Source organism: Actinomadura sp. 7K507, from assembly GCF_004348425.1.
In the GTDB taxonomy this organism is placed as follows: Bacteria; Actinomycetota; Actinomycetes; order Streptosporangiales; family Streptosporangiaceae; genus Spirillospora.
The window spans coordinates 17,462-40,542 of record NZ_SMKK01000068.1; the positions used below are offsets into that span (position 1 = coordinate 17,462).

The following is a 23,081-nucleotide window of genomic DNA, read 5'->3' on the forward strand; positions in this document are numbered from 1 at the left end:
GTCGGGTTCAGCAGGCGGACCTGGGAGGCCCAGGCCGCGTACACCCCCAGGCGGAAGGCGGTGACCGCGTAATGAGCGGCAACGACAGGGTCAGCGAGACGGGGATCTTCGACTCCATCGAATCGGCGGTCGCCGACATCGCGGCGGGACGCGCCGTCCTGGTCGTCGACGACGAGGACCGCGAGAACGAGGGCGACATCATCTTCGCGGCGGCGAAGGCGACGCCCGAGCTGCTGACGTTCACGATCCGCTACACCAGCGGCGTCATCTGCGTCCCGATGGAGGGCACCGACCTCGACCGGCTGCAGATCCCCCTGATGACCGCGCAGAACACCGAGCGCATGCGCACCGCGTACACGGTCAGCGTGGACGCGCGGCTCGGCGTCAGCACCGGCATCTCCGCCGCCGACCGGGCCAGGACGATCCGGACGCTGTGCGACTCGGCGTCGGAGCCGCGCGACCTCGTCCGTCCCGGCCACATCTTCCCGCTGCGCTACCGCGAGGGCGGTGTGCTGCGCAGGCGGGGCCACACCGAGGCCGCCGTCGACCTCGCCAGGATGGCCGGTCTCAGCCCGGCGGGCGTCCTCGCCGAAGTGGTGAACGAGGACGGCACCATGGCGCGGCTCCCCGAACTCCAGGTCTTCGCCAAGGAGCATGGGCTCAAGCTCGTCTCCATCGAACAACTCGCCGAATACCGCAGGCGCACCGAGGCGATGGTCACCCGCGTCGTCGAGACCCGCCTTCCCAACCGGTACGGGACGTGGCGCGCGGTGGGGTTCTCCAGCGCGATCGACGGCGGCGAGCACGTCGCGATGGTGCTCGGCGACGTCGGCGACGGCGAGGACGTTCTCGTCCGGGCCCATTCGGAGTGCCTCACCGGCGACGTCCTGCACTCCGAGCGCTGCGACTGCGGAACCCAGCTGGACTCCGCCATGGAGCGCATCGCGGAAGAGGGGCGCGGCATCGTCCTCTACCTGCGCGGGCACGAGGGACGCGGCATCGGTCTCCTGGCCAAGCTGCAGGCGTACGCGCTCCAGGACAACGGGTCCGACACCGTCGACGCCAACCTGGAGCTCGGGCTCCCCGCCGACGCGCGCGAGTACTCCAACGCCGCGCATATGCTGCGTGACCTCGGCGTACGCTCGGTGAGGGTGCTCACCAACAACCCGGACAAGCTCAAGGGCCTGGACGGCTTCGGCGTGGACGTGCGGGGGCGCGAGTCGATGCCGGTCATCGTCACCGAGCACAACCGGCGCTACCTGACGGTCAAGCGCGACCGTCTCGGACACCAGATCGAGGGACTCTCATGAGCGGCGCAGGACGCCCCGAGGACGTCACCGTCGACGCTGCCGGCGTCACGCTCGGCATCGTCTGCACCCGCTGGCACGGGCGCATCACCGACCGGCTCCTGGAGCGCGCGCTCGCGGCGGCCAAGGCGTGCGGCATCGACCAGCCCGTCGTCGCCCGCGTCGCCGGCGCGCTGGAACTGCCCGTGATCGCCCAGCAGCTCGCCCGCGACTTCGACGCCGTCGTCTGCCTCGGCGCGGTCATCCGCGGCGCGACCGCCCACTTCGACTACGTCTGCGACTCGGTCACCGCGGGTGTGACCCGCGTCGCGCTCGACGAGGCGACTCCGGTGGGCAACGGGGTCCTCACATGTGACACCATTGAGCAGGCACTGGAACGCAGCGGGCTGCCCGACAGCTCCGAGGACAAGGGATGGGAGGCGACTGTGGCCGCACTCGACACGGCACTGACCCTGCGAGGTCTGCGGCATCACGGTCACGCCGGGCACGGCCTGGAGCATTCGGGCTCCTGAACCACCCCGGTACCTTCACTCTCATCTCTTCGAAAGGCATCTCCGTGCTGTCACTCGTCCTGCCCAAGGGGTCGCTGGAGAAGGCGACCATGCAGCTGTTCGACGCCGCTGACCTGACGGTCCTGCGCTCGTCGGAACGCGACTACCGCGCCTCCATCGACGATCCCCGCATCGACCGGGTCCGCGTCCTGCGCCCGCAGGAGATCCCGGCCTACATCGAGCAGGGCCTGTTCGACCTCGGCATCACCGGCCGCGACTGGATCACCGAGACCGACGCCGGCGTCGAGAGCCTCGGCGAACTGCAGTACTCCAAGGCGACGTCCAACCCCGTCCGCGTGATCATGGCGGTGCCGGACGGCGCGCCCTGGCAGAAGGTGTCCGACCTGCCGGAGGGCGTCCGGATCTCCACCGAGTTCCCGGCGATGACCAAGCGGTTCCTCGACAAGCACGGCGTCAAGGCCACGGTCGTCCCGTCCTACGGTGCGACGGAGGCGAAGGTCCCCGACATCGTGGACGCGATCGTCGACCTCACCGAGACCGGCTCGTCCCTGCGCAAGAACGGCCTGCGCATCCTCGACACGCTGCTGACCAGCTACACCGAACTGGTCGCCAACCGCGAGGCCTACGAGGACGCGGAGAAGCGTGCGGCGATGGAGGACATCTCCCTGCTCCTCCAGGGCGCGATCCGCGCGCGCGGCAACGTCCTGCTGAAGCTGAACGTGGCCCAGGCCGACCTGCAGAACGTCCTCGACATCATGCCGTCGATGTCCTCGCCCACGGTCACCTCCCTGGCGGGCGGCGAGTCGAACGCCGTGGAGTCCGTGGTCGCCAAGCGCGGCGTCAACACGCTCATCCCGGCGCTGAAGGCCGCCGGCGCCCACGACATCCTCGAGATCCCCATCGCGAAGATCGTTGACTGAGGTTCCGGCACTGCCGGCCGTGTGGCGCCCCCGCACCACCCGGCTCGTCGCCTACATCACGGCGGGCGTGATCGTGCTCGGCCTGATCGTGCTCGCCGTGGTGGTGGCGCCCCAGTTCAAGCTGTTCGACCGGATCCTCATGGTCGCGTTCGGCGGCGTCATCGCATGGATCCTGCACATGCTCGCCCGCTGCCGCGTCGTCGCCGACGAGGCGGGCCTCACCCTCGTCAACGCCTTCCGCACCCGGCGCCTCGAATGGCCCGAGGTCGTGGACGTCTCCATGTCGGTCGGCGAACCCTGGCCCACCCTCGACCTGGCCGACGGCACCTCGGTCGGCGCGATGGGCATCAACGGCACCGAGAAGGACCTGGCCGCCCGCCAACTGGCCGAGCTGAAGGCCCTCCTCCACACCCGAGGCGAAGCCCCCGACCCCACCTGATCAGTTTCGAGGAGGCTCGGCTTCGGGGACGGCTAGAGCGACGTGAACAGGGTGAACGTTCCCGCCCCGATCAGGGCGGCGGCCCAAAGGTGGTCGAGGTTGAACCAGGTGCGGCGCAGGGCGGCCAGGCCGACGGTCTCGTAGACGAGGACCGCGATGACGCCCGCGACGGCGAACATCGACAGCGTGTGGACGGCGGTCACGAACACTCCCGTGGACAGGGCGCTGCCCGAGGCCGACGCCAGCCCGTGGTCATGGCCCGCCACGGCCGTCCCGGACGAGGTCAGGATCGGCAGCAGCATGAGCCCCGCGCCGTGTATGGACGACATCAGGAACGACCAGCCGGCGAGCTGCCACAGCGAGATCCGCATGCCCGCCCAGCGGAAGTGGCGCTGGGACAGCAGCCGCCACAGCCCGAAGCCGACGAGCACGACGCCGCCGCCGATCGCGACCGCCCGCGTCGCGACGACGGACTGCGTGAGCGCGACGACGATCGCGACGACGCCGATGGAGGCGGCGTGCCCCGCGGCGATCGCCGGGAGCGACTGCAGGACCGGGGACCTGCTGCGCTCCTGGAGGCCGCGGGCCACGGCGAACAGCCAGCCCATCGCGGGATTGACGCCGTGGAACGCGCCGAGCACCACGAGCGCGGCGAGCGACCCCTCTTTCACGGGTGGCGGCGAGAGCCAGAGGAGGCGTTTCCGCCCGGCCTCAGCCTGGGGACGACCAGGTGGCTGCGGTCCGGCATGCGGGTGCGGGCGTAGAAGGCCGGGTCTGGCTTCCACAGGGCCATGGTGGTCCCTCCGTGCGATGGGCGACCGATGCCGAGCCATGGCCAGCGTCCATCCTGAGCGGCGGCATGTCCACGGCCCGTGACCGAACGGCACGGCTTGCTCACCGTCGGGTGACGCGGAACAGGGAAACGGCGGGCTCGGCGCCGAGCCGCGAAAACGCAAGAGGGCCGGGCATGTGAGTTGCGCCGCGGGCTGAGTAGCCTGAGAGCCGTGGGGAGACGGCGTCGATGACCGCGGACCAGGTGACGATGGACCAGGTCGGATCGCCCGCGGAGCTCGCGGGCCTGCTCGACAGGCACGCCTACCTGTGCGACGAGGGGCTCGCGACGGCGTGCTTCCTCGCCCTGCGCATGGGACGGCCGCTGTTCCTGGAGGGCGAGGCCGGCGTCGGCAAGACCGAGCTGGCCAAAACGCTCGCGCGGGGGCTCGGCGCGCCGCTGATCCGGCTGCAGTGCTACGAGGGGCTCGACGCGTCCCAGGCCCTGTACGACTGGGACTTCCCGCGCCAGCTCCTGCACCTGCGCGCCGCCGAGGCCGCGGGCGTCAGCGACGTGGCGCGGCTGGAGGGCGAGCTGTACGACCGGCGCTTCCTGCTGGCCCGGCCGCTCCTCCAGGCCCTCGAAACCTCCCCGAGCGTGCTGCTGGTGGACGAGCTCGACCGCGCCGACGACGAGTTCGAGGCGTTCCTGCTCGAAGTCCTCAGCGACTTCACGATCACCGTCCCCGAGCTGGGCACGATCCGGGCCGAGCATCCGCCGGTCGTGGTGGTCACCTCCAACCGGACCCGCGAGGTCCACGACGCGCTGAAGCGGCGCTGCCTGTACCACTGGCTGGAGCATCCGTCGTTCGACCGCGAGGTCGCGATCATCAGGCGGCGGCTGCCCGGCGCGGCGAGGCGCCTCGCGGGGCAGGTCGCCGGCGCCGCGCAGCGGATGCGCGAGACCGACCTGCTGAAGCCGCCCGGGGTCGCCGAGACCCTCGACTGGACCGAGGCGCTCGTCGCGCTCGGCGTCCGCGAACTGGACCCGGCGACCGCCGCGGTGACGCTCGGCGCCGTCCTGAAGTACCGCGAGGACCAGCAGCGGGTGCTCGGCGGCAGCCTAGAGGCCCTGCTCAACGGGGGGTGAGCCGGTGTGGAGCGGGACGTCACCGAGACGATGGTCGGCTTCGCCAGGACGGTGCGCGCGGCGGGCGGCAACGCCGACCCGGAGCGGGTGCAGGCGATGCTGGCGGCACTCGACCACCTCGACGTCCTCGACCCGTCCGACGTGTACTGGGCGGGACGCCTGACGCTCTGCGCCGACCCCGGCGACCTGTCCCGCTACGACCGCTGCTTCGCCGCCTACTTCTCCGGCGCGACCGCCCGCCCGGGGCGCCGCCCGCCGCCGCCCGTGGTCGTGCGGCGGATGACGCTGCCCGACCCGGGCGCGGAGGCCGGCGAGGAGCGGGCCGGGGAGCTGAAGGCCGCCACCGCCAGCGCCGTCGAGGTGCTGCGCGACCGCGACGTGGCGCGGCTCAGCGCCGCCGAGCGCGCCGAGGTCGCCCGGCTGATCGCGGTGCTGGACGCGGGAGCCGAGCGGCGCAGGTCCCGGCGGTTCGCACCGGCCCCGGCGGGGCGGCTCGACCCGGCCAGGACCGTCCGGGAGACCCTCCGGCGCGGCGGCGAGACGTCCCTGCTGCGGCACCGCGCGCACCGCACCCGGCCGCGCCGCGTCGTGCTGATCGTGGACGTCAGCGGCTCCATGAGCCCGTACGCCGACGCGCTGCTGCGGTTCGCGCACGCCGCCGCCCGCTCCGGCGGACGGGACGTCGAGGTGTTCAGCGCCGGGACCCGGCTGACCCGCCTCACCCGCGAACTGCGGCACCGCGACGCGGACTCCGCGATGGCGGCGGCGTCGGCGGCCATCCCGGACTGGAGCGGCGGCACCCGCCTCGGCGAGGAGCTGAAGGAGTTCCTCGACCGGTTCGGGCAGCGCGGCCTCGCCCGCGGCTCGATCGTGGTGATCGCGTCGGACGGCTGGGAGCGCGGCGACGCGGAGCTGCTCGGCGAGCAGATGGCCCGGCTGCACCGGCTCGCGCACCGGGTGGTGTGGGCGAACCCGCACAAGGCGCGGCCCGGCTACGAGCCGCTGACCGCCGGGATGGCCGCGGCGCTCCCGCACGTCGACGACTTCACCTCGGGGCACAGCCTCGCGGCGCTGGAGGAGCTGGCCCGCCTCGTGGCGGGCGGCGGGCGGCGCCCGCGCGGATCCGGTCACACCGGGAAGGGGAGCGCACATGCGTGACGTCCTCGGCGACATCGCCGGCTGGTACGCGTCCGGGGAGACGTTCGGGCTCGCGACCGTCGTGAACACCTTCCGCAGCGCGCCGCGCCCGCCGGGGGCGGCGATGGCCGTGTCGCCGGGCGGGGAGGTGGCCGGGAGCGTGTCCGGCGGCTGCGTCGAGGGCGCCGTCTACGACCTCGCCCAGTCGGTGCTGGAGACCGGCGAGCCCGTCGTCCAGCGGTACGGGGTGAGCGACGACGACGCGTTCGCCGTCGGCCTGACCTGCGGCGGGATCCTGGACGTCCTGGTGGAGCCGGTCGGGCCCGGCACGTTCCCGGAGTTCGCCGAGGTCGCCGCGTCGATCGACCGGCACGAACCCGTCGCGGTCGCCACCGTCGTCGCGGGGCCGGGGCGGATCGGCGCCCGCCGCGTCATCTGGGCGGACCGCGCCGCCGGATCGCTCGCGCCGGACGCCCCGCGCGCCGCGCGCCTCGACGCGGCGGTGGACGACGACGCGCGCGGCATGCTCGCCCAGGGCCTCACGGGCCAGCGGCACTACGGCGCCGAGGGCGAGCGGCGGCTGGACGACCTGGCCGTCTTCGTGCACGCCTTCGCCCCGCCGCCCCGCCTGCTGGTGTTCGGCGCCATCGACTTCGCCGCCGCCGTCGCCCGGGTCGGCAAGTTCCTCGGCTACCGCGTGACGGTGTGCGACGCGCGGCCCGTGTTCGCGACGCCCAAGCGGTTCCCGGAGGCGGACGAGGTCGTGGTGAAGTGGCCGCACAAGTTCCTGGAGGAGACGGCCGCCGCCATCGACGAGCGGACGGCGATCTGCGTCCTGACCCACGACCCCAAGTTCGACGTCCCGCTGCTGGAGGTGGCGCTGCGCACGGACGCCGGCTACGTCGGCGCGATGGGCTCGCGCCGCACCCACGACGACCGCCTCGCCCGGCTCCGCGAGGCCGGGATGACCGAGGCCGAGCTGGGGCGGCTGCGCTCGCCGATCGGCCTCGACCTCGGCGCCCGCACGCCGGAGGAGACCGCGGTGTCGATCGCGGCCGAGCTCGTCCAGCTCCGGTGGGGAGGCTCCGGGCGCCCGCTCACCGACACCACCGGCAGAATCCACGCCGACGCGCCCTGACGGCACTACCCTCACGGGATGACGGTGCGGTCGTTGGGGGGGCACGGTGCGGGGGCCCCGGCGGGCCTGCTGCTCGCCGCGGGCGAGGGAAGCCGGCTGGGACGCCCGAAGGCGACGCTCGAACTGGACGGTGAACGCCTGGTCGACCGGGGTGTGCGGACGCTGCGCGACGCGGGCTGCTCCCCGGTCCTGGTGGTGGCCGGGGCGGAGCCGGTCGAGGTCATCGGCGCCGTCGTCGTCCCCAACGCGGGCTGGCGGGACGGCATGGGCTCGTCGCTGCGCGCCGGTCTGGCCGCGCTGCCGCCCGGCTGCCCCGCCGTGGTCGTGGCGCTCGTCGACCAGCCCCTCGTCACAGCGGCGGCGGTGGAACGGCTGATCGCCGCCTACGAGGAGGGCGCCGGGATCGCCGTCGCGACCTACGGGGGTGCGCCGCGCAACCCGGTCCTCCTGCGCGCCGCGCACTTAGCCGGCGCCGCCGAGGCTGCGGTGGGCGACATGGGAGCGCGCGGCTACCTGCGCGCGAACCCGGAGCGGGTCACCCACGTCCCTTGCGACGACGTCGCCGCCCCCGACGACATAGACACCCCCGAGGACCTGGCCGCCATGGCCCGCCGCCCCAGGCGGCCGGAGGGCTAGGGGACGGGCAGGACGCTCTCGTCCAGGGCGCCGCAGTCGACGGCGCGGCGGAGGCGGGACGTGAGCGCCTTGATGGTGGCGGGCTCGTCCAGGACGCCCGCGTTGCCCGCCGCCTGCTCGTGCCAGGCCCGGACCCGCCCGATGACGTCGTCGACGCCCTCCAGGTGGAAGGCGTACACGGCGGCGTACCGGCTCGGCAGGTGCGCCGGGTGCAGGTCCCAGCCCTGGTAGAAGCCGTGCCGCAGCGAGTGCCTGACGTGCGCGGCGTGCGTCGCCCACGCCGCGTTGACCTCGTCGGGCCCGTCGTTGCGGGGGATGACGTTGGTGGAGCCGTCCGACAGCCGCACGCCGGTGCCGGCGAAGGAGACCTGCATGACGTGCCGGGCGAAGTCGCAGGCGGGATGGTCGAGGCGCTGCTCGTGCGGCGGCAGCCCGAGCGCGGCGGTGTAGTCGAACACGCCGAAGTGCGCGGCGGTGAGGCGGCCCCCGGCGGCGCCGGCGACGGCGCGCAGGCCGGTGCGGCCCTCGCCGTCCAGGATCGACCCGGCGGTCTCGACCTGCACCTCGAACCGCAGGATGCCGGACGGCAGGCCGAGCGCGGTCTCCAGCCGGTCCAGGTACTCGACGAACAGCGTGACGTGCTCGGCCGTGACCACCTTCGGGAACGTGATCGTGAATCCTCCCGGCAGCCGCCCGAGGCGGTCGCGCAGCGCGGTGAGGAACCCGTCGAGCGTGCGCATCGAGCGGTCGTGCCCGCCGTCGGCGAACGACTTGACCCGCACGCCCCAGTAGTGGGGGAGGCCCTTGACCTGGTAAGCGGCGGCGACGGCCTCGACGACCTGCTCGACGTGCGCGTCCTCCTCGGCGTCGGAGCGCACGCCGTAGCCGTCCTCGAAGTCGATCCGCACGTCCTCGACCGGCTCGGTGCCCAGCTTCGCCGCGACCCGCTCGCGGACGACCCCGGCGATCTCGGGGTCGAGCCCGAACGCCGCGCCGAACGACCCGGCTCCCGGCGTGTGCGTGTTCAGCAGCCGCAGGGCCTCGGCGCCGAAGTCGGCCGGAGTCGACCGGGAGAACCGGTCGGCCGGCACGTACACCGTGTGCACCGGCTGCCGGCCGTCGGCGCCGCCGGGGAAGCGCTCGCCGTGTTCGTCGCGGACGGCGGCGATGCGCGCGGACAGGTCGTCGAACGAGGAGACGCTGAGATTCACCCCGCCATGATCCCCCAACCCGCACCGTTGGAAAACCCGTTCCGGCCACCCGCGGCTAGGAAACGGGCCGTTCCCGGGGGGTGGTGCGGGGGCCGTCCCCTCACAGGGCGGCGGCCTGGATGCCGTAGGTGCCGGTGTACTCGGCGCCCGGCTCCAGGTGGACCAGGCCCTCGCCGGTCGCGAAGGCGTTGGGCGGGCAGGTCATGGGCTCGACGCCGAGTCCCTCGCGGGGGGACGGGGCGTTGTCGGCGGTGTAGATCATCATCCAGGGGTGCGCCTCGTCCGCCCAGAGCCGGACCGTGCGGGCGCCGCCGGCCAGCGTCACCCAGACGCGGCCGTCGCCCTCGCGGTTCAGGTCGGTGAACGCGTTGTCGATGACCCGGTCGCTCAGGAGCGGGCCCGCGCGCAGGTCGTACTTGCCGCCGGTGACGTCGAGGGACGGCCCGGACGGCACCATCCGCTCGTCCACCGGGACGTAGCGGTCGGCGCCGAGGGTGACCCTGCAGGCGTCGATGGGCTCCCCGACCGTGAGGTAGGGGTGGGAGCCGTGCCCGTACGGCGCGGTCACGGCCCCGGAGTTGCGGGCGGTGATGCGGACGCGCAGGCCGTCCGCCGCGTCCAGGGAGTACTCGGCCTCCAGGTCGAGGCGGAACGGGTAGCCGGCCGTCGCGAGGAGGCGGTGCGTGAGCCGCACCCGGGCCGTTCCGTGGGGTGCGGGGGGTCGTCCCCCCACCGGGAAAGGGCCCGGCTCGTGCTCGGCGGCCCGCCACGGCGCCCAGCGGACGAGCCCGTGGATCGCGCAGTCCCGGGCCGGCTCGGAGATGTCGAGCTGGTGCGAGGCGCCGCCGTAGTCGTAGCGGCCGTGGTCGACGCGGTTCGGCCACGGGATCAGCAGGTGCCCGAACGCCGCCGGCGCGGGCTCGTCGGCGCCGTGCGACAGCACCAGCGGAAGCCCGTCGTGGGTCAGCTCGCGCAGGCTCGCGCCCGACTCGGTGATGATCGCCTGGTACGGCCCGGCGCTCAGGGCGAACTGCTCCCCGGTGATCGACTCGCTCATGCCGGGGACGTTACCCGCTGCCGCGATCACTACGCGATCTCCGCGAGGGCGTGCAGGGCCGCGGTGAACACCTCCGGCGGCGGCTCGACCAGGCCCGCGCCGACCTGGCCGGTGCCGGCCTCCCGTCCCGCGATGCCGGTGTCGATGACGGGCAGGATCCCGGTGCGGACGACGCGGGTGACGTCGACGCCGGCCGGGGTGCCCCGGAACGACAGCAGCGGGATCTGCAGCACCGGATGCTCGGAGAGGGTGATCTCGTACATCCGCTGGGTGGCGGCCACGGCGTCCGGTACCTCGCCGCCGACGAACCGGACGATCGCGGGCGCGGCGGCGAGCGCGAACCCGCCCATCCCGGCCGTCTCGGTGATCGCCGAGTCGCCGATGTCGGGGTTGGCGTCGCCGGGGCCGTAGTCGCCGAGGTAGAGGCCGTCCGGCACGCCGGCGGGGGCGGTGAACCAGCGGTCGCCCGTCCCCGACACCTGGATGCCGAAGTCGGTGCCGTTGCGGGCCATCGCCACGACGAGGCTGGAGCCGGGGACGTCGCGTGCCGCGTCCGCGCACGCCTTCGCCGCCGCCATCCCCGCGTTCAGGAAGAAGTGCTCGTTGCCCGCCGCGAACCGCAGCGTTCCGGCGGCCAGGTCGCGCGGCACCTCCTCGGCGGCGGCCAGGACGGGCGCCAGCTCGCGCAGCAGCAGCGACGTCGCCGCCCGGTTCCGGTTGTGCAGCTCGTCGCCCATCTGCAGCGCCTGCGCGATGACCGACATCAGGTCGAGCGGGCCGTGCCGGCGCACCGCCGCCTGGAGCGCGGGCCCGAGGGCCTCGCCCATCCACGTCAGCCGCTCGATGACCTCCGGCCCGTACGCCCCGTACCGCAGGACCTTCCCCAGCCCCTCGTTGAGGGAGCAGTACGACCTGCCGCCGTGCTCGGCGTCCTCCACCACCCACATCCACATGGACGGGCTGACGACGCCCGCCATCGGCCCGACCGTCGCGTGGCCGTGGCACGGTTCGAACGCCGCCGTCCCGCGCTCCAGCTCGCGCTCCGCGTCGGGCGGCGTCTCCGCCAGCCCCTCCAGGAGCATCGCGCCGATGAGGGCGCCGCGCATCGGGCCGGACGCGCGCTCCCACTCCAGCGGCGGGCCGGCGTGCAGGAACGTTCCCGCCTCCAGGCCGAGGACCTCCCGGGCCGGGCGCACGTCCATGAGGTGGGGACGGGCCGTCACCATGCGCCGCACCGCGCGGGCGTTGGCGTCCGCGCGGCGCGGGTCGCCGAGCACGGCCGCGAGCGCCTGCTCGGTCCCGGCGGGCGGCGGACGCCAGTCGACGGCCTCCACCGGGACGGCCTGCTCGGTGAGCGCCCCGGCGAGGACCTCCACCCCGGCGGCGACCACCCTGGGCTCCCCGGTGAGCAGCCCGCCCAGCCGGTGCCTTTCGTCGTTCATTCGACCGCCCTCTCCACCGTCGGCGCCGTCCCTTCCACCATCGACAGGGCGTGCCGGGTCGCCTGGGCGTTGGAGGCGAACACGTCGGCGCCCGCGTCGCGCAGCGCCGCGGCCTGCCGGTCGCGGTCCTGCGGGTCCGCGGTCGTCCCGCACAGCGACACGACGACGGACAGGTCGGGACGGTCCTTCACCGCGGCGGCGATGGCAGGGGCGAGGGACGCCGCCGGATCGGGCTCGGCGCCGTACCCGAGCACCACGTCCAGCAGCAGCGCCCCGCACTCGGCGCCCGACGCCTCGTCCCGCAGCGCCTCCAGCCGCAGCGCCGGGTCGATCATGGGGTGGGCGCGGCCCCGCGTGTAGGCGTCGTCGCCGAAGTCGGTGAACCGGTGGCCGCGCGCTTCCGCGTCCCAGCCCAGCACCTCCCGCGCGATCAGCTCGGCCTCGTCGCGCAGCGTCCCGCCGGCGAACAGCCCGCGCACCGCCCGCCCGGCCACCGGCTCCGGGCGCCTGGACGCCGGCCACCGCGGCCACTGCGGGACGGCCCGGCCGAGCGCCTTCAGGGCCTTCTCCGCCGTCCGCGTGATGTCGTCCTCACCGGCCATCGTCAGCGCGAAGAGGACCGGCGTGTCGAGCCGCCGTGCCGCCTCCCGGATCAGGTCCGCGACCTGGGGCGCGGGCGGCTTGGACACCAGCACGATCAGCTCGGTGGCCGGGTCGGCGTCCAGCGCCGCCAGCGCCGCCAGCGCCGACCGGCCGCTCACCTCCGGCGACAGGTCCCGGCCGCCGACGCCCAGCACGTGGCTGACGCCGGCCCCGGCCGCGTCCAGCAGGCACATCAGCTGCTGCGCGCCCGTCCCGGAGGCCGCCACCATGCCGACCGGCCCCGGGCGCACCGCGTTCGCGAACCCGAGGCCGGCGCCGCCGATCACCGCGGTGCCGCAGTCGGGCCCCATCACGATCAGACCGCGCCGCGCCGCCGCCTCCTTCAGCGCGATCTCCTGGGCGAGCGGCACGTTGTCGCTGAAGATCATCACGTTGAGCCCGGCGTCGAGGGCGTCCATCGCCTCCGGGAACACGTGCCGGCCCGGCACCGACAGCAGCGCGACGGTCGCCTCGGTCCGCGCCGCCGCGGATCCCGTCGTCCGCGCCGGCGCGGCCGCCCCCAGCCCCCCCGTGCCGTGGGGCGTCCGGGACGCGCCGCGCAGCAGCCCGTCCAGTGCCTCCCGCGCCTGGCCGAGGTCGCCGCCGTCCACCCGGATCGCCACGACGAGGTCGTCAGGCCCGGCGCCCGCCGGAACCTCGAAGCCCATCCGCTCGAACATCTCGCGGTTGAGCTCGGTGCCCATCGCCACCATCGCCGCGGCCACCCCGGGCCGCTCCGACAGCGTCCGGCTCACCCGCATGAGCGTGACCGAGTCGTGGTAGCCCCCCCGCCGGACCTCGACCCAGTCGCTCATGCCCGCCTCCTGTGGGGGACGGCCCCCCACACACCCCGGTTCGCTGCGCTCATGCGGGCACCCGCGGGGTGCGGCGGGCGGCGTGCGCGGCGTGCGCGGTGAGGGCGAGGGTGGCGCGGCAGCCGGCGAGGACGCCGTGCGCGAGGTCGGTGCCGGAGGTGTGGCCGACCGACAGGAGTCGCCGGACGGCCGCGGCGGGCGGCTCGTGGCCGGCGACGCAGCGCAGCACGGCGGCGACCTCGGCGCCCGCGCCGCCCGCCGCCGCGCAGTGCAGCAGCGTCGCGGCGAGCGCCGTCGTGCGGGTGCCGGCGTCGGCGGTGACGGCGGCGCCGAGCCAGTCGGCCAGCCAGACCGCCGTCCGGCCGTGCCGGACCGCGTCGCCGACCAGCCGCAGCGACACCAGCAGGCCGCACAGGATGTCGTCGCCGCTCGGGGTCAGCCCCGGGCCGAGGCCGACGATCCGCTCGGCGGCCTCCACGGCCCCGGCGAGGTCGCCGGCGGCGCAGCACCCGGCGAGTTCCGCCGGGTCGGGGTGGCCGGCGAGGCCGCCGCCCGTCATCCCGGCATCGGTGAGGGCCGCCTCCAGCGACCGCACACCGGTGGCGAGGGCGGCGGGCGCCATCCCGCCGAGCGCGGGCGACGGGTCCCACCAGCGGCGGACGCGCACCCGCAGCCCGTCCGCCTCGATCCGGCCGTCGCCGACGAAGGCGTCGCCGCCCTCCCGGACGGACCGGAACGGGTGTTCGCGGCGCGTCGCGACGACGACCACGGCGTTCGGCAGCCGGTGCGCGTCGGCGGTGACGACGGCGAGCACGCGCGGCTCGGGGCCGCCCCGCAGCTCCAGGTACAGCGCCGCCGGGAAGACGGCGATGACCCGCGCGGCGCGGCGCGGCGGGTCGAGCAGCGGCCGCAGCGCGAGGCTCGCCGCGCCGGCGGCGGGCGGCCGCCCGCCGGGCGGTGCCAGGAGCGGGACGGGGTCGCGGACGAGGGCGGTCACTGATCCTCCCGAGGCCGGTGTCGGTGGCCGTCCGGCGCGTGGTGCCCCGACGCGCCGTGTCCCGGTGCGCCGTGTCCGGCACCCCGGCGGACCGGCCTCTGCGGAGACGTTAGAACGGCCCTCGCGGCGGACGTATGGGGAAAGCTGCCAAGGATGGTTGTCATCGTTCGTCTTTGTTGTCAGTGTTGATCAGGAACCGGTAGCGATCACGCCGTAACGGGCGATGTACGCACCAAAAGGCGAGGTGACCCCTGGCATGAGTTACACCAGCGCGGACCCGGGCCCACCGGCCCTCAGGCTCGCGAGCACCGGAACACTGACCTATGGCCTTTCGGTCGGCGAGGTCCTCGGCGTCAGCACCCTGAACGGCGCCCGCCTCATCGCCGGACGGTCCGGACTCGAGCGCGTCGTCCAGCGGCTCAACGTGATGGAGGTCCCCGACATCCTGTCGTGGGTCAAACCGAACGAGCTGCTCCTGACCACCGGCTACCCCCTGCGCAACACCCCGCAGTCGCTCGACAACCTGGTCGCCGACCTGGACGAGCGCGGCCTCGCGGCCCTGGCCATCAAGCTGGGCCGCTACCTGGACTCGCTGCCGGCCGAGATGATCGCCCAGGCGGACCGGCGCGGCTTCCCCCTGATCCTGCTCCCCAACGACGTCGGCTTCGACGACATCCTCAACCAGGTCCTGACCGACATCCTGAACCGGCAGGCGGCCGTGCTCGCGCGCACCGAGGAGGTGCACCGGGCGCTCGTGCAGATCGTGCTGTGCGGCGGCGGCCTCCAGGAGGTCGTCGACGAGGTCGCGACGCTGCTGGACGTGGCCGTCGTCGTCCTGGACGGCGAGCAGCGGGTGCTCGCCGGCGCCGGGCCCGACGAGCACGTCCAGGCGATGCGGGCGTTCGACGCGGGCCGCCACGCCGCCTGCGGGCGGGGCGGCTGCGGCATCATCGGCGCGCACGGCACCGGCGACCACCTGGCCGTGCCGGTGATGGCGGGCGGCTTCGACCACGGCCGGATCGTCGCGTTCAGCCCGGGCGGCACGCTGCGCGGCACCGACCTCGGCATCCTGGAGCGCGCCGCCACCGTCGCCGCGCTCGTGGTGACCAAGCAGCAGGCCGTCGCCGCCGTCGAGAGCAAGTACCGCGCCGACTTCCTGCGCGACATCCTCGCGGGACGCGCGGGCGACGACGACCGGGTCGTCGCCCACTGCGACGGGTTCGGCTGGGACCTCGACCGCCCGGTGATGGTCCTGGTCGCCGAGCTCGACGGGCGCCCGCGCGGCAACGGCGGGCCGGTTCCGGCCACGGGCCACGAGCCCGACGGCAAGGGCCGCGGCAAAGGGGACGGCCCCGAGGGCGGGACCCGCGGCCGCGGCGCCGAGGAACGGTCCGCGCAGGAGCGGCTCGCCGCCGCGTGGACGTCGGCCGTCCGGCGGCACGACCGGGGCGCGGCCGTCGCGAGCTTCGCGCACGAGGTCGTCGCGGTCGTCGGCGTGGACGGCGCGGACCCCGCCGAGCTGACGGCCGGCCCGGCCCAGGCGATGGTCAAGGAGGCGTCGTCGATCTTCGCCGAGCACCTGCCGGTGCGGCGGACGTTCTCCACCGGCATCAGCCGCACGGTGACGTCCCCGGCCGCGCTGCCCGAGGCCTACGAGCAGGCGGTGAAGGCCGTCCGGGTCGGCCGCCAGCTCAACGGCGCGGGCGCGCGGGCGCACTTCGACCAGCTCGGCGTGTACCGGCTGCTGAGCCTGGTCTCCGATCCCGGCGAGCTGCACGCGTTCGTCCGGGAGACGCTGGGCGACCTGGCCGCCGACGACGAGCCCGAGCTGGTGGACCTGCGCCGCACCCTCCAGGTGCTGCTCGAGACCAACCTCAACGTCGCCGAGACCGCGCGCCGGCTCCACTTCCACTACAACACGCTGCGCTACCGCATCGGGAAGCTGGAGCGGATGCTGGGCGCGTTCACCGAGGACGCGCATCTGCGGCTCAACCTCACCCTCGCTCTTCACGTACTGCGCATGCGTGGTATCTGAAGGTAGTGATCCGAACGTAGTGTCACCGCCTCGGGCGCGTCCGCCCGGCGCGCCGGGCGGCGGCCACACCGGGCGCTCCTCCCAAACGGGGGCGCTGGCTTTGGCAGATGTCGCCGATGCCCGCCCCCCGGGGTGGATCTACGTTGCCCGCATGCACGCGGACGGTTGAGCAGGGAGGGGCCCGCATGGTGATGGGCTGGAAGCTGCACGGTGACGGGCGGACACCGCCGCCCGGCGAGGTCGTCAGACCGGACGAGCGGCTGTCGTGGCCGCGCACCGCGGGGATCGGCGCGCAGCACGTGGTGGCGATGTTCGGGGCGACGTTCGTGTTCCCCCTGGTCATGGGCCTGGACCCGAACCTGGCCATCATGATGTCCGGGGTCGCGACGATCCTGTTCCTGCTGATCGTCGGCGGCCGGGTGCCGAGCTACCTCGGCACGAGCGCGTCGTTCGTCGGGGCGGTCGCGGCGATCCGCGCGGCGGGCGGCGACACCGCCACCGTCACGGGCGCGATCCTCGTCGCGGGCCTCGTCCTGGCGCTGATCGGCGTGCTGATCCACTTCGTGGGCGGCGAGGTCATCCACCGGGTCTTCCCGCCAGTCGTCACCGGCGCCGTGGTGATGCTGATCGGGTTCAACCTGGCTCCCGTCGTCGCCAACGTGTACTGGCCGCAGGACCAGTGGGTCGCGCTGGCGACGCTCGGCTTCGCCGTGCTGTGCGCGGTGCTGCTGCGCGGGTTCTGGGCGCGGATCACGATCCTGCTCGCGCTGGTGTTCGGCTACGCCCTGTCGTGGATCCTCGACAAGACCGCCGGGCAGGTCACCTCCGTGCTGCCGGGTCAGAACCTGCTGGGCGCCAACGGGCAGCCGTGCACGGTGGAGGGCACGTACTGCGTCGCCACCGCCTTCCCCCACGACCGGGTCGACCTCGGCGGCGTGGGCGCGGCGGACTGGTTCGGGCTCCCGAGCATGCACGGCCCCGACTTCAAGACGTCCGCGATCCTGCTGGCGCTGCCCGCCGTCATCGCGCTGCTCGCCGAGAACACCGGGCACGTCAAGGCGGTCGCCGCGATGACCCGCGACGACCTGGACCCCTACCTCGGCCGCGCCGTCGGCGCCGACGGCGTCGGCACCGCCCTCGCCAGCGCGGTCGGCGGCGCGCCCACCACCACCTACGCGGAGAACATCGGCGTGATGGCCGCGACGCGGATCTACTCGACGGCCGCTTACTACGTCGCCGCGGTCGTGGCGATCCTGTTCGGCCTGTGCCCCAAGTTCGGGGCGCTGATCGCCGCGACCCCGGGCGGCGTGCTGGGTGGCATCACCGTCGTGCTGTACGGGATGATCGGCCTGCTCGGTGCGAAGATCTGGGTCGAGAACCGGGTGGACTTCGCCGACCCGGTCAACCTCGTCCCCGTGGCGGCCGGGGTGATCCTGGCGATCGGCGACGTGACACTCCATATCACCGACGACTTCCCGCTCCAGGGCATCGCGTTCGGCACCATCGCGGTGCTGCTCGGCTACCACGTCCTGAACGCGGTGCGCCGCCCGGACGGTTCGGGCGGCGGCATCATCGCGCCGTCCGAGGAGGAGATCGGCGGGCCGGTCCGCCGCACGAAGAAGGACGAGCCCGGCGCCGAGCCGGGCTGAGGAGGCCGCCGGTGAAACCTCCCCCGTTCGGATACCACGCCCCGGGCACGCTCGCCGAGGCCCTGGACGCGCTCGCCGCCGCCCCGGCGGGCAAGGTCCTCGCCGGCGGCCAGAGCCTCATCCCGCTGCTCAACATGAGGCTCGCCGCCCCGTCCGAACTCGTCGACATCAACCGCGTGGCCGAACTCGACACCGTCCACGCGGGGGACGGCGGCGTGCGGGTCGGCGCGCTCGCCCGGCACGCGCGGGTGGAGCGCTCGCCGGAGGCCGCGGCGATACAGCCGCTGCTGCGGCAGGCGCTCCGGCACGTCGCGCATCCCGTCATCCGCAACCGGGGCACGGTCGTCGGGAGCCTCGCGCACGCCGACCCCGCCGGGGAGATGCCCGCCGTGCTGGCGGTCCTCGGCGGGACGGTCGAGGCGGCGTCGGCGCGGCGCCGCCGCACGATCCCGGCCGCCGAGTTCTTCCGCGGACCGCTGGAGTGCGTGCTCGAACCCGGCGAACTGGCCGTGTCCGCGTTCTTCCCCGCCGCGCCGCCGCGCACCGGCACCGCGTTCACCGAGACGGCGCGGCGGCACGGCGACTACGCGCTCGCCGGGGTCGCCGCGACCGTCACCCTGGACGAGGACCTGCGGGTGTCGGCGGCGCGGGCCGGGTACCTCGGCGTCTGCGCGGTCCCGCTCGTCCTCGACCTGACCGCCGCCGCGGGGCCGGCGGGCGACTGGGCGGCCGCCGCCGCGCACGTCCGGGAGCGCGTCGATCCCGAACCCGACATCCACGCGGGCGCCGAGTACCGGCGGCACCTGACCGGCGTGCTCACCGAGCGTGCCCTGACTGCTGCGGCGGCCGAGGCGCTGCGGAAGGCGGAGGACTGATGGAGGAGGGCTTCGAGGTCGCGCTGACCGTCAACGGGACGCACCGCACGGCCCGCGTCCCGGCCAGGCGGCTGCTGTCGGACCTGCTCCGGCACGACCTCGGGCTCACCGGCACCCACGTCGGCTGCGAGCACGGAGTCTGCGGCTGCTGCACCGTCCTGCTGGACGGGGAACCGGTGCGGTCGTGCCTGATGTTCGCCGTCACCGCCGCCGGGCACGAGATCACGACCGTCGAGGGCCTGGCCGATGAGCAGGGGACGCCGTCGCCGGTGCAGCGGGCGTTCCGCGAAAGCCACGGACTGCAGTGCGGCTTCTGCACGCCCGGGTTCCTCTGCACGGTCACGGCGCTGCTGCGGGAGACGCCGCGCCCGACCGACGACCAGGTCCTCGAGGGGATCTCCGGGAACCTGTGCCGCTGCACCGGCTACCAGAACATCGTCAAGGCGGTGCACCGCGCCGCGGACCTGCTCGCCGAGGGGGAGTCGTAGATGGGGACGCGGGTCTTCGGTGAGCCGGTCGAGCGCCGCGAGGACGCCAGGCTCCTGACCGGCAAGGGCCGCTACCTGGACGACCTGGGGCGTGAAGCCCTCGCGGCGGCGTTCGTCCGGTCCCCGCACGCGCACGCCCGGATCGCCGACATCGACGTGTCGGAGGCCGTCGACGTCGACGGCCTCGTCGCCGTCTACACCTGGGAGGACCTGCCGGGACGCGTCGGGGAGCCCCTGCCGCTGCTGATCCCGCATCCGGCGCTCACCCACGGCCGCACCGGCTACCCGCTCGCCCGCGACGTCGTCCGGCACGTGGGCGAGCCCGTCGTGATGGTCGTCGCCCGCGACCGGTACCTGGCCGAGGACGCCGCCGAACGGATCCGCGTGGAGTACGAGCGCCTGCCCGCCGTCGTCGGCATCGAGGCCGCGTCACGCGCGGAGGATCTCGTCCACGACGATGTGCCGGGCAACGTCGGGGCCGTCCTGGTTCAGGAGAACGGCGACGCCGCCGCCGCGATCGACGCCGCGCCCCACGTGCTGGAGTTCGGCCTCGCGATCGAGCGCAGCGCCTCCATGCCGCTGGAAGGACGCGGCGTCTACGCGCGGTGGGACGCCGACGACGGGTCGCTGCGCGTCTACTCGTCCACCCAGGCGTCCACCAGCGTGCGCGCCGCGATCGCCGCGCGGCTCGGGCTGCCGAACGGCAAGGTCGAGGTGGTCGCGCCCGACGTCGGCGGCGGGTTCGGCGTCAAGATCGTCCACCCGTGGCCGGAGGAGATCCTCGTCCCGTGGGCGGCGCGGCTGCTGGACCGCGAGATCAAGTGGGCCGAGGACCGCCGCGAGCACTTCGTGTCCGCCGCCCACGAGCGCGGCCAGCTCCAGGACGTGCGGGTCGGGTTCGACGACGAGGGCCGCATCCTCGGCCTGGACGTGCGGATCCGCCACGACCACGGCGCCTACACGCCGTACGGGATCATCATCCCGATCGTCACGTCCACCCAGCTCCTCGGCCCGTACAAGATCGGCGCGTACCGGGCGGAGGTCGTCAGCCTCTACACCAACACCCTGATCGTCACCCCGTACCGGGGCGCGGGCCGCCCGCAGGGCGTGTTCTGCATGGAGCGGACGATGGACCGCGTCGCCCGCCACCTCGGCCGCGACCGCGCCGACGTGCGCGCGGCGAACGTCATCCTGCCCGACGAGTTCCCCTACGACCAGGGCCTGACGTTCCAGGACGGCCGCCCCCTCATCTACGACTCGGGCGACTACCCGGAGCTGCTCCGCAAGGTGCGGGACCTGATCGGCTGGGACGGCTTCGACGCCGAACGCGCCGCCGCCGCGTCGCGTGGCCGCCGCCTCGGCATCGGCCTCGGGATCTACGTCGAGGGGACGGGCGTCGGCCCGTACGAGGGCGGTCACGTCGAGATCGACACGGCGGGCCGGGTGCACGTCTCGACCGGGCTGACCTCGCAGGGCCAGGGGCACGAGACCGTGTTCGCGCAGATCGCCGCCGCCGAACTCGGCGTCCCCATCGAGGACGTGCGCGTCACGACGGGCGACACCCGCCGGTTCGGGTACGCGGTCGGGACGTTCGCGTCCCGCGCGGCGGTCATGAGCGGCAACGCGATCGCGCTCGCCGCCCGGAAGGTGCGCGGCAAGGCGCTGCGCATCGCCGGCGAGGCCCTCGAAGCCGACCCCCGCGACCTGGACATCACCGACGGCGTCGTGCACGTGCGCGGCGACCCTTCGGCGGCGGTCCCGCTGCGGACGGTCGCCGTCCTGTCGAACCCGCTGCGGTACGCGTTCGACGAGGAGGCCGCGGCGGCGACGCAGTTCGCGGTCGGGCGCCCGGTCACCGAGCCGCCCGTCGCCTCCGGGGACGAGCCGGGGCTGGAGGGACGCGACTACTACTCGCCCGTGCGGTCCACGTTCGCGGCCGGCGCGCACGCCGCGATCGTGGAGATCGATCCGGACACGGCGGAGATCGCCGTCCTGCGGTACGCGGTCGTCCACGACTGCGGGCGGCTCATCAATCCCATGGTGGTCGAGGGGCAGATCCACGGCGGCGTCGCGCAGGGGATCGGCGGCGCGCTGTACGAGCGGATGGTCTACGACGAGTCGGGACAGCTGCTGAACGCGTCGTTCATGGACTTCCTCATGCCGTACGCCACGGAGATCCCGCACATCGAGACCGACCACCTGGAGACGCCGTCGCCGCTGAACCCGCTCGGGATCAAGGGCGCGGGGGAGGCGGGCGTCATCCCGGTGTCGGCGGTGATCGCCTCGGCGGTCGAGGACGCGGAGGGCGTCCGCGTCGACGCGATGCCGATCTCCCCGGACGCCTTGTACACGCTGCGGCTGCGCGCCGCGAGCGACCCGTCCCTGCGCGTCCGGGAGGGCGTGCGGGCGGGCTGAGGAGCTGGATGCTGGCGGGGTCGGCTCGGGAAGCGGGGGACCTCAACCCCGCCAGCGTGTTGACGATAGTGAAGGCCCGCCCCGGCGTTCGGCGTAACCGGGATTCCTCCGGGAAGATCGGTTTTCAGCCGTGCGCAGGGGGTTTGTCGGGCGCGTTGCCGCCGAGAGACCTCGGCAGGTAGTTCTCCACCGCGGCGGGCCGGAAGCCGGCCTGCTCGATCCAGGTGAGGATCGTCCTGAGCTGCCCGGCGAGGCCCTTGCGGTAGTGCATGAGGATGATGTCGCCGGGCTTGAACCCCTTGCCGCCGTCGCTGCGCGCGAAGCCGTTGAAGCCGACGCCTGGCCCGGACGTGCCGTTGTAGAACTCCGCCGACCACAGCAGGATCGACTTGATGCCGCACTCCTTGGCGACCTGGCGGGTGGTCTCGTTGAAGCTGCCGAACGGGGGCCGCAGGATCTCGGGGCGGCGGCCGTAGCTCTTCTCGATCGCGTCTGAGGACTCGCAGATCTGCTTCCGCTGCTCCTCGGGACCGAGCGTCGCCATGTTGGGGTGGCTGACGGTGTGGTTCTCCATCACCGAGCCCGCGTTGCGCATGGCCCAGAAGTACTGTCCCTGCCCCTTGATGTAGGTGGAGGTCAGGAACGTCATGATGGGAACCTTCTCCTTGCGGACGAGGTTCACGAATTCGGCGTCGTAGGTGTAGCCGTCGTCGATGGTGAGGAAGACGACGCGTTCCTTCGTCTGGATGCTCTTGATGACCGGCGGGAGCCCGTCCTTGGAGGGCGGCGGCATCGTCCAGGAGCCGGGCTTGGGCGTCGCCCATTCCTGGTCGCCGAGCACGGACGTGAGCTGCGTGCGCATCGGCGGGCCGGAGTCGCCCGCGAGGGCGGTCGCGACGGGCCAGCCGCCCGCGGCCAGGCCGAGCACTCCGGCGGCCACCATGGCGGTGACGGGCGTCTTCCCTCGCATCTGCCGCGTGCTCCCTTCGGTTCAGTTGGTTTCCTCGGTTGACGCGCCGATGACCACGGGAGTTCGCAGCCGACGGAACCTGCCGGACATATCTGACCATTTCCAGGTGGGTTTGGCGTAGCAATGCCCAAACCTCGGCGTGTGGTCGGCAGATGTTGCCGTTCGGTGCCGCGGTGTCATTCTCTAAAGTCGGGTCATGCAGCTCAACGGCAGTGCCACCGTCGCCGCGCCGCTCGCCCGCGTGTGGGACGCGCTCCAGGACCCGGCCGTCCTGGCCAGGACGATCCCCGGATGCAGCTCCCTGGAGGAGACGGGCCCCGACACGTACCGCATGACCGTCACGGCGGGCGTCGCGTCGGTCCAGGGCACCTACGTGGGCCAGGTCGAGCTGGCCGAGCCCGATCCGCGGCGCTCGTTCGTCCTGCGCGCACGCGGGCAGGGGGCGCCGGGCACGGTGGACGCCACGGTCCGCGTC

Annotated in this window: 21 protein-coding genes; 14 read left to right on the top strand and 7 right to left on the bottom strand. The window is 74.0% G+C overall.

All coding sequences use genetic code 11. From position 1 onward, the window contains the following. Positions 1-71 precede the first annotated feature (71 nt). From E1285_RS17400 to E1285_RS17415, 4 genes are read left to right on the top strand one after another with little or no spacing between them, the layout of a single operon-like run. The gene (locus E1285_RS17400; protein WP_132153248.1) at positions 72-1,310 is read left to right on the top strand and encodes a bifunctional 3,4-dihydroxy-2-butanone-4-phosphate synthase/GTP cyclohydrolase II; all 1,239 of its coding nucleotides are present in this window, start codon (positions 72-74) and stop codon (positions 1,308-1,310) included. Beyond that, positions 1,307-1,819, top strand: a complete 513-nt coding sequence (gene ribH / locus E1285_RS17405; protein WP_132153250.1) for a 6,7-dimethyl-8-ribityllumazine synthase — start codon at positions 1,307-1,309, stop codon at positions 1,817-1,819. Before E1285_RS17400 ends, ribH begins: the two co-directional genes overlap by 4 nt. Before the next feature lie 44 nt (positions 1,820-1,863). Beyond that, complete coding sequence (gene hisG / locus E1285_RS17410) at positions 1,864-2,739, top strand: ATP phosphoribosyltransferase (RefSeq protein ID WP_132153252.1); 876 nt, start codon at positions 1,864-1,866, stop codon at positions 2,737-2,739. Then, positions 2,732-3,178: a PH domain-containing protein gene (locus E1285_RS17415; RefSeq protein WP_243722855.1), complete on the top strand. Its 447-nt coding sequence runs from the start codon at positions 2,732-2,734 to the stop codon at positions 3,176-3,178. The genes hisG and E1285_RS17415 overlap by 8 nt, the downstream gene beginning before the upstream one ends. 32 nt (positions 3,179-3,210) lie before the next feature. Here E1285_RS17415 and E1285_RS17420 read toward each other — a convergent pair whose 3' ends face one another. Then, positions 3,211-3,849: a hypothetical protein gene (locus E1285_RS17420; protein ID WP_132153254.1), complete on the bottom strand. Its 639-nt coding sequence runs from the start codon at positions 3,847-3,849 to the stop codon at positions 3,211-3,213. Between the two features lie 350 nt (positions 3,850-4,199). Here E1285_RS17420 and E1285_RS17425 point away from each other — a divergent pair, with 350 nt between their 5' ends. From E1285_RS17425 to E1285_RS17440, 4 genes are read left to right on the top strand one after another with little or no spacing between them, the layout of a single operon-like run. Continuing rightward, positions 4,200-5,099, top strand: a complete 900-nt coding sequence (locus tag E1285_RS17425) for a MoxR family ATPase (RefSeq protein ID WP_243722856.1) — start codon at positions 4,200-4,202, stop codon at positions 5,097-5,099. Positions 5,100-5,105: 6 nt separating this feature from the next. Continuing rightward, the gene (locus E1285_RS17430; protein WP_347814083.1) at positions 5,106-6,257 is read left to right on the top strand and encodes a VWA domain-containing protein; all 1,152 of its coding nucleotides are present in this window, start codon (positions 5,106-5,108) and stop codon (positions 6,255-6,257) included. Then, positions 6,250-7,374, top strand: coding sequence for an XdhC family protein (locus tag E1285_RS17435; protein ID WP_132153256.1), 1,125 nt, complete (start codon positions 6,250-6,252; stop codon positions 7,372-7,374). The genes E1285_RS17430 and E1285_RS17435 overlap by 8 nt, the downstream gene beginning before the upstream one ends. A gap of 18 nt (positions 7,375-7,392) precedes the next feature. Beyond that, positions 7,393-8,010, top strand: coding sequence for a nucleotidyltransferase family protein (locus E1285_RS17440; RefSeq protein WP_132153258.1), 618 nt, complete (start codon positions 7,393-7,395; stop codon positions 8,008-8,010). Here E1285_RS17440 and E1285_RS17445 read toward each other — a convergent pair. From E1285_RS17445 to E1285_RS17465, 5 genes are all read right to left on the bottom strand, one after another. Continuing rightward, positions 8,007-9,221 (bottom strand): aldolase, encoded by a 1,215-nt coding sequence (locus tag E1285_RS17445; RefSeq protein WP_132153260.1) that lies wholly within the window; start codon positions 9,219-9,221, stop codon positions 8,007-8,009. The genes E1285_RS17440 and E1285_RS17445 overlap by 4 nt on opposite strands. A gap of 100 nt (positions 9,222-9,321) precedes the next feature. Beyond that, positions 9,322-10,278, bottom strand: coding sequence for an aldose 1-epimerase family protein (locus E1285_RS17450; RefSeq protein WP_132153262.1), 957 nt, complete (start codon positions 10,276-10,278; stop codon positions 9,322-9,324). A gap of 29 nt (positions 10,279-10,307) precedes the next feature. Continuing rightward, positions 10,308-11,720, bottom strand: a complete 1,413-nt coding sequence (locus E1285_RS17455; protein WP_132153264.1) for a DUF1116 domain-containing protein — start codon at positions 11,718-11,720, stop codon at positions 10,308-10,310. Continuing rightward, complete coding sequence (locus tag E1285_RS17460; protein WP_132153266.1) at positions 11,717-13,177, bottom strand: FdrA family protein; 1,461 nt, start codon at positions 13,175-13,177, stop codon at positions 11,717-11,719. The genes E1285_RS17455 and E1285_RS17460 overlap by 4 nt, the downstream gene beginning before the upstream one ends. Positions 13,178-13,226: 49 nt before the next feature. After that, positions 13,227-14,174, bottom strand: a complete 948-nt coding sequence (locus tag E1285_RS17465; protein ID WP_132153268.1) for a DUF2877 domain-containing protein — start codon at positions 14,172-14,174, stop codon at positions 13,227-13,229. Between the two features lie 256 nt (positions 14,175-14,430). On the opposite strand from E1285_RS17465, the gene E1285_RS17470 reads away from it, so the two are divergent. From E1285_RS17470 to cutA, 5 genes are all read left to right on the top strand, one after another. Next, positions 14,431-16,209, top strand: coding sequence for a PucR family transcriptional regulator (locus E1285_RS17470; protein WP_132153270.1), 1,779 nt, complete (start codon positions 14,431-14,433; stop codon positions 16,207-16,209). A gap of 185 nt (positions 16,210-16,394) precedes the next feature. After that, the gene (locus E1285_RS17475; RefSeq protein ID WP_132153272.1) at positions 16,395-17,858 is read left to right on the top strand and encodes a solute carrier family 23 protein; all 1,464 of its coding nucleotides are present in this window, start codon (positions 16,395-16,397) and stop codon (positions 17,856-17,858) included. 11 nt (positions 17,859-17,869) lie between these two features. Next, positions 17,870-18,733 carry an FAD binding domain-containing protein gene (locus E1285_RS17480; RefSeq protein WP_132153274.1) on the top strand — a complete coding sequence of 288 codons (864 nt, stop codon included), beginning with the start codon at positions 17,870-17,872 and terminating at the stop codon, positions 18,731-18,733. After that, positions 18,733-19,221, top strand: a complete 489-nt coding sequence (locus tag E1285_RS17485) for a (2Fe-2S)-binding protein (RefSeq protein WP_132153275.1) — start codon at positions 18,733-18,735, stop codon at positions 19,219-19,221. Before E1285_RS17480 ends, E1285_RS17485 begins: the two co-directional genes overlap by 1 nt. Further along, positions 19,222-21,636, top strand: a complete 2,415-nt coding sequence (cutA, locus tag E1285_RS17490; RefSeq protein ID WP_132153277.1) for an aerobic carbon-monoxide dehydrogenase large subunit — start codon at positions 19,222-19,224, stop codon at positions 21,634-21,636. 124 nt (positions 21,637-21,760) lie between these two features. Here the strand turns inward: cutA and E1285_RS17495 are convergent, their stop codons facing one another. Further along, positions 21,761-22,606 (bottom strand): polysaccharide deacetylase family protein, encoded by an 846-nt coding sequence (locus E1285_RS17495; protein ID WP_132153279.1) that lies wholly within the window; start codon positions 22,604-22,606, stop codon positions 21,761-21,763. A 196-nt stretch (positions 22,607-22,802) separates the two neighbouring features. On the opposite strand from E1285_RS17495, the gene E1285_RS17500 reads away from it, so the two are divergent. Beyond that, positions 22,803-23,081: carbon monoxide dehydrogenase subunit G (locus E1285_RS17500; protein ID WP_165966652.1), on the top strand; the 279-nt coding region annotated here is incomplete at its 3' end.

Bases quoted from the DNA above. Each gene is read 5' to 3' on its own strand.
- E1285_RS17470 (WP_132153270.1), top strand. From the start codon at position 14,431: ATGAGTTACACCAGCGCGGACCCGGGCCCACCGGCCCTCAGGCTCGCG.
- E1285_RS17495 (WP_132153279.1), bottom strand. From the start codon at position 22,606: ATGCGAGGGAAGACGCCCGTCACCGCCATGGTGGCCGCCGGAGTGCTC.
- E1285_RS17475 (WP_132153272.1), top strand. From the start codon at position 16,395: ATGGTGATGGGCTGGAAGCTGCACGGTGACGGGCGGACACCGCCGCCC.
- E1285_RS17455 (WP_132153264.1), bottom strand. From the start codon at position 11,720: ATGAACGACGAAAGGCACCGGCTGGGCGGGCTGCTCACCGGGGAGCCC.
- E1285_RS17435 (WP_132153256.1), top strand. From the start codon at position 6,250: ATGCGTGACGTCCTCGGCGACATCGCCGGCTGGTACGCGTCCGGGGAG.
- ribH (WP_132153250.1), top strand. From the start codon at position 1,307: ATGAGCGGCGCAGGACGCCCCGAGGACGTCACCGTCGACGCTGCCGGC.
- cutA (WP_132153277.1), top strand. From the start codon at position 19,222: ATGGGGACGCGGGTCTTCGGTGAGCCGGTCGAGCGCCGCGAGGACGCC.
- E1285_RS17450 (WP_132153262.1), bottom strand. From the start codon at position 10,278: ATGAGCGAGTCGATCACCGGGGAGCAGTTCGCCCTGAGCGCCGGGCCG.
- E1285_RS17485 (WP_132153275.1), top strand. From the start codon at position 18,733: ATGGAGGAGGGCTTCGAGGTCGCGCTGACCGTCAACGGGACGCACCGC.
- E1285_RS17400 (WP_132153248.1), top strand. From the start codon at position 72: ATGAGCGGCAACGACAGGGTCAGCGAGACGGGGATCTTCGACTCCATC.
- E1285_RS17460 (WP_132153266.1), bottom strand. From the start codon at position 13,177: ATGAGCGACTGGGTCGAGGTCCGGCGGGGGGGCTACCACGACTCGGTC.
- E1285_RS17425 (WP_243722856.1), top strand. From the start codon at position 4,200: ATGACCGCGGACCAGGTGACGATGGACCAGGTCGGATCGCCCGCGGAG.
- E1285_RS17440 (WP_132153258.1), top strand. From the start codon at position 7,393: ATGACGGTGCGGTCGTTGGGGGGGCACGGTGCGGGGGCCCCGGCGGGC.